This is a genomic window from Blautia sp. MB18-30 (assembly GCF_023669475.1).
Lineage (GTDB): Bacteria > Bacillota > Clostridia > Lachnospirales > Lachnospiraceae > Blautia_A > Blautia_A fusiformis.
Window position 1 is genome coordinate 30155 of the sequence record NZ_JAMOYY010000013.1, and the last position, 16174, is coordinate 46328.

General features: G+C 39.7%; 14 protein-coding genes, 1 tRNA gene and 2 pseudogenes. 15 read left to right on the plus strand and 2 right to left on the minus strand.

What is annotated here, in order from left to right; all coding sequences use genetic code 11:
• Positions 1-475 precede the first annotated feature (475 nt).
• Positions 476-925: an SseB family protein gene (locus NCY57_RS07835; RefSeq protein WP_044962418.1), complete on the minus strand. Its 450-nt coding sequence runs from the start codon at positions 923-925 to the stop codon at positions 476-478.
• Positions 926-4408: 3483 nt separating this feature from the next.
• Between NCY57_RS07835 and NCY57_RS07840 the strand changes: the two genes are divergently transcribed.
• From NCY57_RS07840 to NCY57_RS07890, 11 genes and pseudogenes are all read left to right on the plus strand, one after another.
• On the plus strand, positions 4409-5176 hold the full coding sequence (locus NCY57_RS07840) for a ParA family protein (protein ID WP_092072358.1): 768 nt from the start codon (positions 4409-4411) through the stop codon (positions 5174-5176).
• Positions 5176-6108, plus strand: a complete 933-nt coding sequence (locus NCY57_RS07845; RefSeq protein ID WP_250789599.1) for a ParB/RepB/Spo0J family partition protein — start codon at positions 5176-5178, stop codon at positions 6106-6108. Before NCY57_RS07840 ends, NCY57_RS07845 begins: the two co-directional genes overlap by 1 nt.
• Positions 6109-6116: 8 nt before the next feature.
• Positions 6117-6638, plus strand: coding sequence for a DUF4446 family protein (locus NCY57_RS07850; RefSeq protein WP_015526535.1), 522 nt, complete (start codon positions 6117-6119; stop codon positions 6636-6638).
• Between the two features lie 44 nt (positions 6639-6682).
• Complete coding sequence (gene serS / locus NCY57_RS07855; RefSeq protein ID WP_015526534.1) at positions 6683-7978, plus strand: serine--tRNA ligase; 1296 nt, start codon at positions 6683-6685, stop codon at positions 7976-7978.
• 33 nt (positions 7979-8011) lie between these two features.
• Complete coding sequence (locus NCY57_RS07860) at positions 8012-8887, plus strand: DUF3881 family protein (protein WP_059086529.1); 876 nt, start codon at positions 8012-8014, stop codon at positions 8885-8887.
• 102 nt (positions 8888-8989) lie between these two features.
• A tRNA-Arg gene (locus NCY57_RS07865) sits at positions 8990-9063 on the plus strand.
• 285 nt (positions 9064-9348) lie between these two features.
• Positions 9349-9774, plus strand: a pseudogene (locus NCY57_RS07870) (GNAT family N-acetyltransferase).
• Between the two features lie 27 nt (positions 9775-9801).
• Complete coding sequence (locus tag NCY57_RS07875) at positions 9802-10680, plus strand: LysR family transcriptional regulator (protein WP_021650153.1); 879 nt, start codon at positions 9802-9804, stop codon at positions 10678-10680.
• A 126-nt stretch (positions 10681-10806) separates the two neighbouring features.
• A complete protein-coding gene (locus tag NCY57_RS07880) occupies positions 10807-11277 on the plus strand; it encodes a flavodoxin (RefSeq protein ID WP_005426704.1) in 471 nt (156 codons plus the stop codon).
• A gap of 28 nt (positions 11278-11305) precedes the next feature.
• Positions 11306-11803: pseudogene (locus NCY57_RS07885) on the plus strand (carboxymuconolactone decarboxylase family protein); the annotation flags it as partial.
• Positions 11804-12099: 296 nt separating this feature from the next.
• Complete coding sequence (locus NCY57_RS07890; RefSeq protein WP_025577054.1) at positions 12100-12708, plus strand: DUF6664 family protein; 609 nt, start codon at positions 12100-12102, stop codon at positions 12706-12708.
• A 51-nt stretch (positions 12709-12759) separates the two neighbouring features.
• On the opposite strand, the gene NCY57_RS07895 is transcribed toward NCY57_RS07890, so the two are convergent.
• Complete coding sequence (locus NCY57_RS07895; RefSeq protein ID WP_019162211.1) at positions 12760-13011, minus strand: helix-turn-helix domain-containing protein; 252 nt, start codon at positions 13009-13011, stop codon at positions 12760-12762.
• A 131-nt stretch (positions 13012-13142) separates the two neighbouring features.
• Between NCY57_RS07895 and NCY57_RS07900 the strand changes: the two genes are divergently transcribed.
• The 4 genes from NCY57_RS07900 (at position 13143) to NCY57_RS07915 (ending at position 16097) form a co-directional block, all read left to right on the plus strand.
• On the plus strand, positions 13143-13487 hold the full coding sequence (locus NCY57_RS07900) for a hypothetical protein (RefSeq protein WP_055147693.1): 345 nt from the start codon (positions 13143-13145) through the stop codon (positions 13485-13487).
• 132 nt (positions 13488-13619) lie between these two features.
• Positions 13620-14741, plus strand: coding sequence for a DUF4062 domain-containing protein (locus tag NCY57_RS07905; RefSeq protein ID WP_055147696.1), 1122 nt, complete (start codon positions 13620-13622; stop codon positions 14739-14741).
• Between the two features lie 166 nt (positions 14742-14907).
• Positions 14908-15816 carry a ParM/StbA family protein gene (locus NCY57_RS07910; protein WP_161208660.1) on the plus strand — a complete coding sequence of 303 codons (909 nt, stop codon included), beginning with the start codon at positions 14908-14910 and terminating at the stop codon, positions 15814-15816.
• Positions 15804-16097: a plasmid segregation centromere-binding protein ParR gene (locus tag NCY57_RS07915; RefSeq protein WP_173740006.1), complete on the plus strand. Its 294-nt coding sequence runs from the start codon at positions 15804-15806 to the stop codon at positions 16095-16097. Before NCY57_RS07910 ends, NCY57_RS07915 begins: the two co-directional genes overlap by 13 nt.
• Positions 16098-16174 lie beyond the last annotated feature (77 nt).

The following is a 16174-nucleotide window of genomic DNA, read 5'->3' on the forward strand; positions in this document are numbered from 1 at the left end:
CTAACCTTGTTATTGTATGCTGACGCTACTGTCCATTCTGTTCTTGGCGATGATCGCTAAGTTGCTGTTCGTTCTGCTTTCAGTAACGCGCTTCGCAATGCAAAGAATTTATGTTGATCGCATAAATTGGTGCGGTATGGCTTCGGGCTTTCTGCGACCTTCGTTTATAAAAAAACTTACGGAATATTATCAGTGAACAGTAGCATAGCCAATATGCTTCATGATACATAGAAATCAGATTTGGAACCGAATCAAGTAAGTCCCCTGCTTTAATTGCGAAGAGCAATAAGCAGAGGGTGGGGACTTACTTGTATCAGGAGAAGGAAAAACTCCTTCTGATAAACTGCGAAGCAGTTATTTGGTTATGAGCAAGTAGCGAAGCGGATGCTGTTATCCGCTGGAATGCTTTTATACTTCAGTAAAATACCAAGTGTTTCACGTGAAACATTGGACTTGTTATCCGACAGAGCTGATGCTATACAGGATTACCGAGGATGATGTTGATAAGGGTTTTGTTCAGCATCAGTGTGCGGTTCCATGGATTGAGAATTACTCCCTCAACAGACGGCTCTTGCAATGCAGAAGCAAAAATCTTATCAATATCTGCGGTAAATGTGGACATGATCTTATCACTGCCTTTTAACTCTTCGTCAAAGCTGGTAAATGCAGCCCACCATTGCTTTCCATCGTTGGTTTTGATCGCATGAAGAGAAATTTTTCCATCACCTTTTGGAGGTTCTACAGCAATGATCAGCTGTGCCTGCTCCTGCATTCTGTGACGGATTACGGTGAGAGTATGAGCAAGCATTTCTTCGGTTGCTTCTTTTTGGAGTGCTGCAATGGCAGTTTCGATCTTTTCATTGCCATTTAAAGTCTTGTCTAATTGTTCTTTATAGAAATCGTTGCGATTATTTGTGGTGTTCATGTATAAAATATTCCTTTCAATCAGATGATAAATGACTAGTACAGCGAATATTAAGTAACCGCCATATTGACTTGTCTGATTTTTCATATGCTGCGTTGTCGTCAATCGCCGTAGCCACCGCTACGCCTCATTCCTTCGCCTTGCATATGAGAAAATCATCCTACGTCAATATAGCAGAAACTTAATTTTCGCTGTACTAGTACATTGTTTTCGAAATAACTATACCAATTACTTGTTGGTGAATCCGACTGCACAGATCTAAAAGCCTCAGCATAGCCAGCTACGCTTGCATTTTTATACCTGCACACTCGAATCAACATCCCACGCGATTGGTATAGTTATTTACGAAATAATGTATTAGCCGCAAACTGCAAGGAGTTTGCGAATGCTTTCTTTATGGATTATAGCATTTCAGGGGAAAATGAGGCAAGAGAAGAAGCGTTTTTAACTGAATCAAATAAGTCCCCTGGTTCGATTTCGAAAAGCAATAATCAGGGGAACTTGCTTGCATCAGGAGAAGTGCAGGCTCCTTCTGATAAACTGCGAAGCACTTATTCGGTTATGAGCAAGTAGTGAAGCGGATGCTTTTATCTGCTTGAATTAAATCAAGCAGTTTCCTGATTACTGATCACTCCGTTCTTGGTAATACACTTCGCGATGCACAGAAATTATGCTAATCACATAAATTTGCATGGTATGTCCAGGGCTTTCAGTGGTCTTTGCTCACAAAAAAACTCGGAGGATAATATTACCAGTTAACAGTAAGTCCCCTGCTTCAATTACGAAAAAGTAATAAGTAATAAGCAGTGGGTGGCGTGTATTAGGAAGAATGCAACGGCGTTTAGAAGCAGGGAAAAGAATAGTGGGCATGTCTAAAAACAAGGTACTGCACTAATTCATGTGGCCACTGTTATGGGTACATTGTAAGCAGGTCCTGATAAATTGCAAAGTAGCTATTGGGTGTAGAACTGCGTAGCGAATACGGGTATTTTTATTCGTTTGATCCCAAATTGGATAGATATGTTTGCACACTTGAAGGTGAGTTGCCAGATACTGTCATCAGTATTCCCCATGATTTCGGTCAGATGCTTTTGTGAACTGGATGGGGAATTAACAAGTTAAGTGAATGTAATAAAAATGTGTATTTATATGAAAAATGGAGGGTAAGGCGGAAAATATGGGGGATTTTATAGAAGAACGATATAAGAGTAAGGATGAAATAAAGAAAAATAAGAGATTATTTCTGTGAAGAGAACACTATGATAATGACAATAACACAAATGTTAAGTACGATAAAAAGGACTTTATAAAAGAAAATACTGGCAAATAAATAGAAATAATAGGATATTTACGAATGAAAAAAGCATTAAAGTACAAATTATAGTACTTTAAATAAAAAAGTACGATAAAACGTACTTTATATGTATACACATATAAAAAAGTCTAAAAATGCAAAATGTGCACCTGCACACATGCGGCAAAAAGATAAAATATAGATCCGTTCCTACTTTAAACATGTAAAATTTTGATTGATCGAATAAAAGAAAGCAGCTGCTTCGATTACAAAAAAACAATAAGCTGTGGGTGGGAAAATACTTGTGCTCTTCCTGATAAACTGTAAAATAGCTATTTTGTGTAAAACTATGATTGAATGCAAAAATTTTTGTCCGCATGACTGGGATAAAGAGAAGACAGGGAAGTGTTTTACGGCTTGATTTAGAAGAAAAAGCCTATTAAGTGAAATTTATTTTATGCCAGTTCTATGCCGGAACTTTATTCAGATACATTTTATATTGGATATTACAAAATGAAACTATGCTTGAAAAAGCCTTTAGTTAACATGTACATAACGAATATATAACAGGATTGGAAGAAAAATGAAATAAATACGCAAATCTTTCGTAAACATAATAAAATAAACAAAAATCGAAAATTCCAGTTTCATAATATTATATTTTTTTCACGAGAGATACATGTATTTCACGCTATAAAAACACTCCGGGAAAAGAAGTTTCCATTTACTATATATAGATGCTTTTGGGGAATATAAAGATAACAGCCACATTATTTTGTGGATGGAGTTTCTTGTATTTTTTACATGCTTTCGTGATACAGATAATGCCAGAGAGAATATATCGGAGTATTTTTTTGATATTTCTCATTGATTTTATAATGTGTTCGTAACTGTTCAGTACCCTTGCAGTTACAAGTCAAACCGTGTCCTGGATCGATTTCGTTGATGGCATTTTTAACCGGATCGAGGAAGTCACTTGCTTCAATTATGAATATTGGTTTGATAATCTATCTTCGGATGTTTCACGTGAAACATCCGAAGACAGATTAAGAATAAAGAGTTATAACCCCATCTTTGACAATTGCAGAAATAAAAAACAGCTGTAGTTCGTGCTTATGTGATTTATGGTAGGTTTAATGTAGATTTTAATCGAATCAAGTAATTCACCTGCTTCAATTGTGAATTACAATAAGCAGTGGTTGGGGACTTGCTTGTATCAGGAGAAGTACAGTCTCCTTCTGATAAACTGCGAAGCATTTATTAAACTATGAGCAGTAGTGAAGAGGATGTTTTTATCCGCTTGACTTAAAAAATGTTTCGCAACAACGACAACTCATATGCGCTTTACGGTAGCGTGATATAGTTTTTAATCGAGTCAGGAGGTCCCCTGCTTCAAGTGTAAGAAGCAATAAACAGCGGTTGGTGACTTGCTTATATCAGGAAGAGTACAAGCAAGTTTTAATAAACTGCGGAGCAGTTATTCGGTGTAAAGCTGCGTAGCAACTGCGGATGCTTTTGTTTGTATGACTCGAATCAGGAGGTCCCACTGTTTTTGGCTTCAATTGCAAGAAACGATAAGCAGTGGTTGAAGAACTGCTTCTTATCAGGGAAGAGTAGTTTGTAGTCCTTTTGGTAAATCGCGAAGCAGTTATTCAGTGTAGAACTGCGAATGCGTTTACAGATGCTTTTATTCGCTTGATAATAATAGTAATGTTTTTAGCGTTCAGATAAAATTTGAAAATGCTATAAATGCTGTAAAAGAAAGGAATTTCGATGCCTATGTAGCAGTGTGCAAGGTTCCATAAAAGATAATATATCTATACCGAGAAAATCGAATTATTTTCGAGATTACGATAAATCAGAACAATTTCAGCAAAATATCTATAAATGGGAACTTCATTTCTCGGTACGTTTTTATGGCGTGATGGCGTAAAATATATAGTCTGATTGACAGCAAATAAAACTGGAAGTTTATGCGGAGTTGATGGACTTTATAATCGATGTACTGTTACTGTCAAACTTCTGTTTAGTCCGGAATGAGTTTGGGTATACTACACAATAAATAAAATAATTCAAAACCTATTTTCTATTGTTTCACGTGAAACATTATGTGGCAGTTTAAAAATAAAAGTGTTATAATGATATCCAATGAGTAAAAATCCCTTAAAAAAATAAAAAGGAGGGGTACAATGGGACGAATCATTGCAGTTGCCAATCAGAAAGGCGGGGTTGGAAAATCAACGACAGCCATCAATCTATCGGCCTGCCTTGCTGAAAAAGGGAAAAAGGTTCTTGCTATCGACATTGATCCGCAGGGAAATACGACCAGTGGACTTGGCGCAGACAAGAATGCAGTAGAAAACACCCTTTATGAGCTGCTGCTTGGAGAAGCAGAGACCAAGGATACCATTATAAAGAACGTTGTAGATAATGTTGACCTGATACCATCGAATATGAATCTATCCGGTGCAGAAATTGAACTGGTTGATCTTGAGGATAAAGAATTTATTCTGAAAAAGATCACGGATAAACTTCGCCGGAAATATGATTACATAATCATGGATTGCCCGCCGTCACTGAGTATGCTTACAATTAATGCTTTGACAGCCGCAACCTCCGTTCTGGTGCCGATTCAGTGTGAGTATTATGCATTGGAAGGTTTGTCACAGTTGATACATACCATCGAACTGGTAAGAGACCGATTGAATAAGAGATTGAAGATCGAAGGCGTGGTCTTTACTATGTATGATGCCAGAACAAATCTGTCACTTCAGGTTGTAGAAAATGTAAAAGAAAACCTGGACCAGAATATATACAAAACGATCATACCGAGAAATGTACGACTTGCAGAGGCACCAAGCTATGGAAAACCGATCAATCTGTACGATTCACGATCTACAGGAGCAGAGAGTTATCGCCTCCTGGCAGAAGAAGTTATAGGCAGGGAGGGCGAGTGATGGCTGGAAGAAGAACAGGAGGCCTTGGAAAGGGTCTTGACGCACTGATCCCGAACAAAGCAGGCGGTCCGTCAAGGGAACCTGCAAAAAAGACAAGATCTGCAGTTGTAAAAAAAGACAAACCAACTGAAAAAGATAGTCCGGCCGCAGAACGACTTGTGAAAATTTCCAGCGTAGAACCAAATCTGAATCAGCCCAGAAGACATTTTGATGAGGATGCGCTGCTGGAACTTTCGGAATCCATTAAACAGTACGGTGTTCTTCAGCCGTTGTTGGTATCCGATAAGAAGGATTATTTTGAGATCATTGCAGGCGAACGCCGCTGGAGAGCTGCCAAGATGGCAGGGCTCAAGGAAGTTCCTGTTGTTGTAAAAGAGTTTACAGACCAGGAAATCGTAGAAATTTCCCTGATCGAGAACATTCAGCGGGAAGACCTGAATCCTATAGAGGAAGCGATGGCATACAAACGTCTGATGGAAGAGTTTCACCTGAAACAGGATGAAATCGCAGATAGAGTTGCCAAAAGCAGAACTGCAGTAACTAATTCCATGCGTCTTCTGAAGCTTTCTTCAAAAGTTCAGGAAATGGTAATTGCAGATATGATCTCAGCTGGTCATGCGAGAGCACTTCTGGGAATTTCTGATGAAGCTCTTCAGGAAACAACAGCCATGAAGGTTTTTGATGAAAAACTCAGTGTTCGTGAGACGGAAAAACTTGTAAAGAATCTGGTTTCTCCTGCGAAAAAAGTAAAAACAGAGAAAAACACAGCAGAAGATGCCATTTATGAGAGCCTGGAAGAAAAAATGAAAGGTATCATGGGAACAAAGGTATCCATTCAGCGAAAGAAAAACAACAAAGGTAAAATTGAAATTGAATATTATTCCAGAGATGAACTGGAGAGGATCATTGATCTGTTCGAATCTATCAGATAGGAGGCAGAATGAGCGGGATTTTTGAAAGCATGGGAATTGATTCCGGGATTGTGATCATTGTTTTGCTGATCCTTACCATCATTCTTCTGATCAATGTGGTGAGTAGCAATATGCGTCTCAGCCGTTTGGAACGGAAGTACAAGATGTTTATGAGAGGCGGAGATGCACAGTCACTGGAAAAAGTTTTTGTAAGAAAATTTGCACAGATCGATCGGCTGTATGAAGCAAAGGAAGATCATGATCATGACATCAGCTTTATCAAAAAAAATATGAATGTAATGTTCAGCAAATATGGCGTTGAGAAGTATGATGCATTTGATGATGTAGGTGGAAAACTCAGCTTTGCACTGGCGCTTCTTGATAAAAACAATACAGGTTTGATCTTGAATGCGGTTCACAGCCGCGATAACTGTTTCCTTTATTTAAAGGAGATCGTAAAAGGTGAGTCCTATGTTGTACTTAGTCAGGAAGAAGTGGAAGCTTTGAGAAAAGCAGTAAACTTTGGCCTTGGTGAGATTGAGAAGGAATAAAAAACTGCAAAGAGTAAGAATATTTTTAATACAGGAGGAATATCATGTTAGACATTAAGTTTGTGAGAGAGAATCCGGAGGTTGTAAAGCAGAATATCCGCAATAAGTTCCAGGACAGCAAACTGGAGCTGGTTGACAAGGTTCTCGAACTTGATAAAGAAAACAGAGAGATTAAGCAGGAGGTTGAGGCTCTCCGTGCTGAGAGAAACAAGATCTCCAAACAGATCGGTGCTCTTATGGGCCAGGGAAAAAGAGAAGAGGCAGAAGAGGTTAAAAAACAGGTTGCTGCATCCGGAACTCGTATTGAGGAACTTTCTCAGAGAGAGAAAGAGGTTGAGGAAGAGCTTCTGAAAGATATGATGGTGATCCCGAACATCATCGATCCTTCTGTACCGATCGGTAAAGACGACAGCCAGAACGTAGAGATTGAGAAATTTGGTGAGCCGGTTGTTCCGGATTTTGAAGTTCCGTATCATACAGATATCATGGAGAATTTTGATGGAATCGATCTTGACAGCGCAAGACGTGTTGCCGGTAACGGATTCTATTATCTGATGGGTGATATCGCACGCCTTCATTCCGCAGTAATTTCTTATGCAAGAGATTTCATGATCAACCGGGGATTTACTTACTGCGTACCGCCTTTCATGATCAGAAGCAACGTTGTTACAGGCGTTATGAGCTTTGCGGAGATGGATGCTATGATGTACAAGATTGAGGGAGAGGATCTTTACCTGATCGGAACAAGTGAGCATTCCATGATCGGTAAATTCATTGACCAGATTATTCCGGAGGAAGAGCTTCCGAAGACACTTACAAGCTATTCTCCGTGCTTCCGTAAAGAGAAAGGTGCTCATGGACTTGAGGAGAGAGGTGTTTACCGTATCCATCAGTTCGAGAAACAGGAGATGATCGTTGTCTGCAAGCCAGAGGAGAGTAAGATGTGGTTCGACAAGCTGTGGCAGAATACAGTAGATCTGTTCCGTTCTCTTGATATTCCGGTTCGTACGCTTGAGTGCTGCTCCGGTGACCTTGCTGATCTTAAGGTAAAATCCCTCGATGTTGAGGCATGGTCTCCACGTCAGAAGAAATACTTTGAGGTAGGAAGCTGCTCCAACCTTGGAGATGCACAGGCACGTCGTTTGAAAATCCGTGTAAACGGCAAAGATGGCAAGAAATATCTTGCTCATACATTAAACAATACAGTAGTAGCACCTCCGAGAATGCTCATTGCTTTCCTGGAGAATAACCTGAATGCAGATGGATCTGTAAACATTCCAAAAGCTCTGCAGCCATATATGGGCGGTATGACAAAGATTGAGAAAAAGACACGCGCGTAAGAGAAACGCAGGCTTTTTCAGGGAGGTGTTCTTGTGCACAGTTATTTAAAGACCGTTGGTTTTTCACAGATTACCAGAAGAAGTGAAATAAAAGAGATCATCCGTGATGTGATCGCAAGCTACGATGAAAAGGTTTGCGTGGAAAATCATCCGGAAGGCGTATTTGTACAGTTTTCCAAGAATTATGGCTGTGACTGTGGAATCAGCGTTTGTGGTCAGTACGATGAGAACGGTGAGTTTCACGTGGAATATTATTTCCCATTTTTCAGGGGAACAGGAATCACATCCAGGGAAAAAGTGACTGTTGAACGTCATACAGATAAGGAATCTTATGCAGGAGCATGTGATGATCTGCGTATTGGCGTGACTATGATCTTTTATCTGCAGAATCTGGCAGAATATATGCAGGAGAAATACAAAGGCCTGAAAGACCCGGGGGACCGTCCGGTGACGGTTTCCGGTCTGGCTTCTGAGGGAAAGATCCTGTTTCCGCTGCAGAAGGATAAGGAAGCGGTAAAGGTGGAGAGAGAACTTTCCAAAAACAGGACTAATCTGATCGCAGCAGCGCGTAATGGTGATGAGGAAGCTATGGAGAGCCTTACAATGGAGGATATGGATACTTACTCCATGATTTCACAGAGAATTGTTACAGATGATGTTCTCACGATCGTGGACTCTTATTTCATGCCTTATGGAATCGAATGTGATCAGTATAATGTTCTTGGTGAGATTCTGGATATCATGAAATTTAAGAATATCCTGACAGGTGAAGAAATCTGCCAGATGACTATAGAGAGCAATGATATACAGTTTGATATCTGCATCAACAGCAAAGATCTTCTCGGTGAACCGGCAGTTGGACGCCGCTTCAAAGGAACAATCTGGCTGCAGGGTCAGCTGCACTATTAAGTTTTCGAATTTAGAATTAATTCTTGTAATTTCAAAATAAATATAGTAAAATAATGGTTGTGAAACTTTTGGAAGTGTTCGAAATGTTTCACAACTATATATGTCCATATAGCTCAGCTGGATAGAGCACTCGCCTCCTAAGCGAGGGGTCGGAGGTTCAAATCCTCTTATGGACGGGCTTCAAAGCGTTCGAAAATGTTAGCTGGATTAGCTGACAACGAACGCTTTTGTTATTTTCTAATCACGTTCGTGACACAAAATTCCATTCAAAAGGATCAATTTCCAGCTAACATTTTAGTTTTGCTCTGTATGTGTACCCCTCTATATAACGAAACGCTCAGAGGCTGTTTTACAGTGGAGGAAAAGAAAAAATATCAAAAAAATGATGATTAATGGTGAGCTTGTGATAGAATAGATAAAAGAGAAAAGCATAAAGGATGTTGTTGTGGAGAATATTTGTTATGATTAGAAAGTTGCTGAACAGAGATATCGATAGAGTCGCTGACATATGGTTAAAGACAAATCTGAAAGCACATTATTTTATTTCCAATCAATACTGGAAAAGTAATTATGAATTAGTGAAAGAAATGCTGTCACAATCCGAAGTTTATGTGTTTGAAGCAGATAAAATGATACAAGGATTTGTAGGACTAAATGATGAATATATCGAAGGTATTTTTGTCTCTGATGAAATGCAGTCATGTGGCATAGGTAAGCTTTTATTGGATTATATTAAGGATAAAAAAGTCAGCTTACGATTAAATGTATATCAGAAGAATGCCAGAGCAATTTCTTTTTACCAAAGAGAAGGGTTCATTATTTAATGTGAAGGTTTGGATGAAGATACTGGTGAAAAAGAGTACACTATGCTATGGAAACAAAAATAGAAATCGGAAGTTGTGGGAATAAAAAATATGGAATTAAGACTATTGCGCTATTTTCTGACGGTGGCAAAAGAACAGAGCTTTACAAAAGCAGCAGAACAATTGCATATTACCCAGCCAACGCTATCCAGACAAATGGCGGCATTTGAAGAGGAGCTTGGAGTAACATTATTTATTCGAAGCGGGAAGAAAATTTCGCTTACTGAAGAGGGGATTTTATTAAAAAGGCGTGCCCTGGAGATCCTTAATCTTGAGGAAAAAACACTTGAAGAACTGAAAGGAAAAGAAGATGTTGTAGAGGGAAATATAACCATTGGATGCGGTGAATTTGCAGCGGTGGAGACATTGGCGGAGATATGTAAAACATATAAAGAAAAATACCCGCTGGTTCAGATTGTATTGCATACTGCAACAGCAGATGCAGTGTATGAGATGATGAACAAAGGACTTGTAGATATTGCATTATTCATGGAGCCGGTGGACACCGAAGGGCTGGATTATATCCGGATCACAGATTGCGATCACTGGTGTGTTGGAATGCGGCCGGATGATCCGCTGGCAGAAAAAGAGTTTATAAGAAAAGAAGATCTTATTGGAAAACCATTGATCCTGCCGGAAAGAGTAAATGTTCAAAGTGAACTTGCCAATTGGTTTGGAAAAGACTTTTCGAAACTGCAGATTGCTTTTACAAGTAATCTTGGAACGAATGCCGGAGTTATGGCAGCAAATGGACTGGGCTATCCGGTATCCATCGAAGGTGCTGCAAAGTATTGGCGGGAGGATATTCTTGTACAGCGAAGAATTTCTCCTGAAATCACAACAAGTACTGTGATTGCCTGGAGACGAAACATTCCATATTCTCTGGCGGTCAGTAAAATGATAGAAGAAATAAATGCTTTTCAGGCATAGAATGGAATTCAATATAAGCATTAGACATAATAAAAATATCAGGTATAAAATAGATGTATAAGAGAAATTCAAATCTTATACGTCTATTTTTATACGAAAAATTCGCAAAGAAAGGGGATTTTTATTATGAGTAAAAATTTAGTCGCATTTTTCAGTGCAAGCGGGACAACAAAAAAAGTAGCAGAAATGATTGCAGAGGAAGCAAAAGCGGATTTATTTGAGATTGAGCCAAAAGTTCCATATACAAAGGCTGATCTTGACTGGATGAATAAAAAATCCCGCAGCAGTGTGGAAATGAGTGATAAGAAATACAGACCGGAGATTATGAAGAAAAAGATGGATATGAGTTCTTATGATGAGATCCTTCTGGGATTCCCAATCTGGTGGTATGTAGCTCCGACAATTGTCAATACATTTTTGGAAGCCTATGATTTCAGTGGCAAAAAGATTGTGCTCTTTGCAACATCCGGTGGAAGTGGATTCGGTAATACTGTAAAGGAATTACAGCCATCTGCACCGGATGCGGTTATCACAGAAGGCAGCCTGTTAAACCGTGGAACAAAACAGGAAATCAGTGAGTGGGTAAAATCTTTATAAATAACAGTGCTATGGAGGTATACAGAAAATGGGAAAAATAGTACAGACAGCAGGAAGAAATACACTTGGTGAATTCGCACCGGAATTTGCACATTTTAACGATGATGTACTTTTCGGCGAAAACTGGAATAACCAGGACATCGACGTAAAAACAAGAAGTATCATCACAGTGGTTGCTCTGATGGCTTCCGGAATTACAGATTCTTCTTTAAAATATCATCTTCAAAATGCAAAAAATCATGGTGTAACACAAAAAGAGATTGCCGCAGTAATCACACATGTCGCATTTTATGCAGGATGGCCAAAAGCATGGGCTGTTTTCAATCTTGCAAAGGAAGTGTGGGAGGCAGGTGAAGGAGATTTACCATACGAAGAGGAAGCAATGCGGGCGCATGCAAAAGAGATGGTATTTCCAATTGGTGCACCAAATGATGGCTTTGCACAGTATTTTTCTGGCAGAAGTTTTCTTGCACCGATTTCCACTTCTCAGGTTGGCATTTTCAACGTGACATTTGAACCCGGATGCAGTAAACTGGATTATGTAGCATAAGAGTGTATAGCGTGTCTGTAGTCTGATTTTTGCCATAAATAAGTACAGGATACACAGAGAATAGAAAAGAATGTGTATTCAGTTAAATAAGAAATAGATAGCTGGTATGAGAGAACAAGGAGTCTTTCATACCAGTTTTTTTGTGGGAAAAGGGATAGGTTGCACAGGATCTGCCAGGAGATTTCAGTAGGTTTGATGAATAGCTTTCTTCCAGAAGTGTGGTATAGTCTTGTGCTTGGAACAGGAAAACTACACAGAAGGGAGACACCGATATGACAACACAGCCAGATATTATCTGGAATGAGCAGTGCCTGGGGATACGGATAGGAGAACAGGTATGCACCTATCTGAAAAAGCATGATGCGGAATACCAGAGACTGCAAAAGAAAATACTGGAACTTACAGAGAAGTATCCAGTGATAGAAACATTTATGGAGACGAATCAGTCAATCAGCCTAACGGAAGAAGAGCATAAGGCAGTACATCGATATTTCCAACTGGAGAGCGAAAAGGAAATGATAGAAGAAGAGTACCATTTTTATATGGGACAGGCTCAAATGATTTCTTATGGAGCTATGCTGGGGAAAATAAAAAAAGCAATACTGGGAAAGGATGACGGTGACACACAGAAACTGCTGGAATTGCTGCTGGATACCTGGATTGATGAGGTCGAAGAACAGCTGAAAGAAAATATAGCGTACCAGGGAATGCTGGAAAAAATATCAAAATATGAAGAACAGGTTCAGACAATGGGATTAGCAAAAGAAAAGCGAAAAACGATAGACGCATATGTTACTGAAGTCAGTGAAAGATGGATATTATATGCGGAATCTTTATATCAGGCCGGTATGCAGAAAATCTTAGAACTACTGAATCTGTAATAAGGACGGATAAAATGGGGAAGCACGATTGAACTTCCCCATTTGTCACTTCTATTCGTCTTTGCCATCAATGAGAAATATGTATGAAACCTGAAAGATTTCAGCAATGGCTTTTAATTCAAGATCAGTGACATAACGCTTGTTTGTTTCGATTCTGGTGATTACATTTTTATCCATATCGTAACCAGCTAACTGGAGTTTATAGGCAAGATCACGCTGAGACATATTGTGAGTCCTGCGAAGCTCAATCAACCGTTGGCTGATCAGATTCTTCTCACCAGACTGTGTCCTTGGCTTTGGCATTTTAAATCTCTTCCTCTCTGGTAAAAGGATGGCTTGTCTCACTTTTTGCACCATCTGTATTGATTTTAACGATTGGACAAGGTAGAATCGGTTGTAAAAGTGAGACAAAGTAGAAGAGAAGGGAGAAATATATGGAGCAGGCAAAGATAGAACAGCTTGCATTTTTATATCTATGCAGCGAGCATGATAAAAGGTTATTGCTGAAAAAAGAAAAAATGCCGTTAGCTGATTTTGACAGGTTGACCTACTTGATTTACCATTTTGGTTTTAAGGAATACCATATAAAAGTGTGGATGGAATTTGCAGGAGAGTTCAAAAAAGAGTGGGATTGTCTGGAAGCACTTCATGAAACAGGTGGATGTGTCGGAAACATAGGAAATACAGAGTCGGAAATTAAACTCCATGAGCTGTGGATTCGGGATTTTTATAAAAACGCACCAAAAGAAAACAGGGAATGGATTCTGGAATTATCTTAAAAATGCAAATAAAAATATACCTTAATTCATTTTTGTGGTATCATTGTTGGTAGAGTTTATGAAGTTTGATTTTGCGGGAACTTGCTATCACTGTGAAGTGATAAGAGATAAGTACACGAGGAGAATACTGATATGAAGAATAGACGAAAGTTTTCTATTTTTATAAGTTCTACCTATGAAGATCTTAAAAAGGAAAGACAGGCATTGGTAGGTGTGGCACTAGAGAATAATTTTATTCCGGTAGGTATGGAGCAATTCCATGCTGCACCTACAAGTCAATGGAATGTTATAACAAAAATGATTGATGAGTGTGATTTTTATCTTCTTGTTATTGGTGCTAGGTATGGCTCAATCGATGAAGAAACTGGTATAAGTTACACGGAGAAAGAGTACAATTATGCAAAAACTAAAGGATTACCAGTACTTGTATTGATTAAACAACCTTCAGCTATTTCTGAAAGTGAAAAAGATACTGGAAATGATAAGTATGATAAAATGAAGAGGCTGGATGAGTTTAGAGAAAAAGTCAAAAATGATAAAAATACAGTTGATTTTTTCACAGATTTAAACAGTTTAAAGTATGTGGCATCACCGACATTTAGGAACGCCGTTAACTATGTTGATGATAACGCTGGATGGGTTCGATATCGAGATATAGTGGATATAATTAATGAAGAGGCAGAAGGACGAAATAAAGCAAATACTGAACTTGGAGAACATCAACAGAAGATGCTAGATGATATGAAAGAGATGTTTTCTCAATTCTATAGTAGACTCACTGATCTAGAGAATAACCAGTTAACCTTGAAAGAAATTCCTACCGCAACAAGTGAAGATATCAAAAAATTGTTCCAGGTTGAAGATAATACGTTGATTATTGGAAATCCAGAAGAAAATAAATCAGTTGTAGGACTAGATGATGTTGGGAACATTCCAGTGGACTCGGCTTTTTTATTAGTGTATGCGGCTGACGGTGATGGGCAAATACTAAAGATACGGACACTTGATTCGCCTACTCAGATTTTTACATCAGGTAAGCAGTTTATGGCCGATAATTCAAAAAGAGAATCTGCGAGATGGGAAGAGGCTTTAGACAGACTTATAGAATGGGGCTGGGTTAAAGCTGTAGGGTATAAAGGTGAAATATTTGAATTGACCGGAACAGGTTATAGCAAAGCTGATTGGTTAAAAAACAATATGGCAATAGATACTTCAAAAGAACCGCTTGACGAGTTAAAAGAGTTTGAAGATTAATACTGATTAAACTAATACAGTTATGTGTATTTATTTGTAAATATGCATGACTGTATTTTTTATTACGGGCAGAGCTCTTCGGGGTTCTGCCCTTTTTCTCTTTTTCCAGACCAAAAGACCACCTGCTGGAAAAGAACAAGAAAAACCAGAAAGGATGTGGTGACTTATCATTATAGGAATTGACCATGGATATTATGCCATAAAAACTCCCCATGTATGTTTCCCGACCGGACTGACCGGATACGATTACGAGCCGTATACCATGCAGAATGTCCTGCAGTACAATGGGAAATTTTATGTGTGTGGAACCGGGCGGCAGACGCTGGTGAGAAGTAAGACTTCCAATGACAATTATTATCTTTTGACAATGGCAGCCATTGCCCAGGAAATCCGCTATCGCCGGGGAGAGCGGAAAACAGATGTAGTTCTGGCAGCCGGTCTTCCACTGGCAAGTTTTGGCAGGGAGAAAAAAGGCTTCCGGGAATATCTGTTTCGGAAAGAGCAGCCTCTGCGTTTCCGGTACGAGGATGAGAGCTATGAGATCCGGATTCAGGATGTAAAACTGTTCCCACAGGGATACTCAGCCCTGGCTCTCCACCCGGAATGTGTTCGGGACGAGCCTTCTGTTCTTCTCGCAGATATCGGTGGCTGGACCGTAGACCTGATGCGGCTGGACAACAGTGTTCCAAATGCCGCTACCTGCCGTAGCCTGGAACTTGGTGTGATCCGGTGTGTGGATGAGATCACCGAGCAGGTACGCAGAAATACCGGACTGTCTGTAACGGATATTCAGATCGAACGTGTTCTGAACGGCCAGAGCTGCAGCATGGACCCGGCCGCAAAAGAAATCATTGTCCGGCAGGGAAGGCTCTACACGGAGAAAATACTGTCTGCAATTATGGAAGCCGGGTTCGATCTGAAGGCAATTCCGTCCGTGATCATGGGCGGCGGAGCCAGCATTCTGAAACGGCACGTGACACCGCAGGACGGGTTGTGTCGGCAGATTTACCTGACAGACGTACACGCCAATGCTTCCGGCTATGAGCGGATTGTGGGGCAGATGTGCGCGAAGTAAAGAGACCCGTTTTCTCGTTCCGCCTGAACCTTGATAACCCAGATCACAAAAAGGCATGGGAGATCCTGCAAAGTGTTCCAGATGGACAGAAGAGCAGCTATCTGGTTCAGGTGATTTTAAAAGATCAGGAAAACAACCAGCTGGAGAAAAGCATCCGGCAGGCAATCCGGGAAGAACTGGCAGGTGTTTCCAGTTCTGGCTCCGGGGAGAGTGTTTCAAAAAAGGAAGAAATCCCGTCCCAGATGCTGGATTTTCTCTCCGGGCTTGAGGATGCATTCTGAAAAAGTCAAGTCTTTCCTGGTGATAAAATAGCCAAATTTCAAGCAGTCAAATTAGTATAAATCACGGACTTTTGAAA

Coding starts and splice junctions, on each gene's coding strand:
- NCY57_RS07835 (WP_044962418.1), bottom strand. CDS start 925: ATGAACACCACAAATAATCGCAACGATTTCTATAAAGAACAATTAGAC.
- NCY57_RS07840 (WP_092072358.1), top strand. CDS start 4,409: ATGGGACGAATCATTGCAGTTGCCAATCAGAAAGGCGGGGTTGGAAAA.
- NCY57_RS07845 (WP_250789599.1), top strand. CDS start 5,176: ATGGCTGGAAGAAGAACAGGAGGCCTTGGAAAGGGTCTTGACGCACTG.
- NCY57_RS07850 (WP_015526535.1), top strand. CDS start 6,117: ATGAGCGGGATTTTTGAAAGCATGGGAATTGATTCCGGGATTGTGATC.
- serS (WP_015526534.1), top strand. CDS start 6,683: ATGTTAGACATTAAGTTTGTGAGAGAGAATCCGGAGGTTGTAAAGCAG.
- NCY57_RS07875 (WP_021650153.1), top strand. CDS start 9,802: ATGGAATTAAGACTATTGCGCTATTTTCTGACGGTGGCAAAAGAACAG.
- NCY57_RS07880 (WP_005426704.1), top strand. CDS start 10,807: ATGAGTAAAAATTTAGTCGCATTTTTCAGTGCAAGCGGGACAACAAAA.
- NCY57_RS07890 (WP_025577054.1), top strand. CDS start 12,100: ATGACAACACAGCCAGATATTATCTGGAATGAGCAGTGCCTGGGGATA.
- NCY57_RS07895 (WP_019162211.1), bottom strand. CDS start 13,011: ATGCCAAAGCCAAGGACACAGTCTGGTGAGAAGAATCTGATCAGCCAA.
- NCY57_RS07900 (WP_055147693.1), top strand. CDS start 13,143: ATGGAGCAGGCAAAGATAGAACAGCTTGCATTTTTATATCTATGCAGC.
- NCY57_RS07905 (WP_055147696.1), top strand. CDS start 13,620: ATGAAGAATAGACGAAAGTTTTCTATTTTTATAAGTTCTACCTATGAA.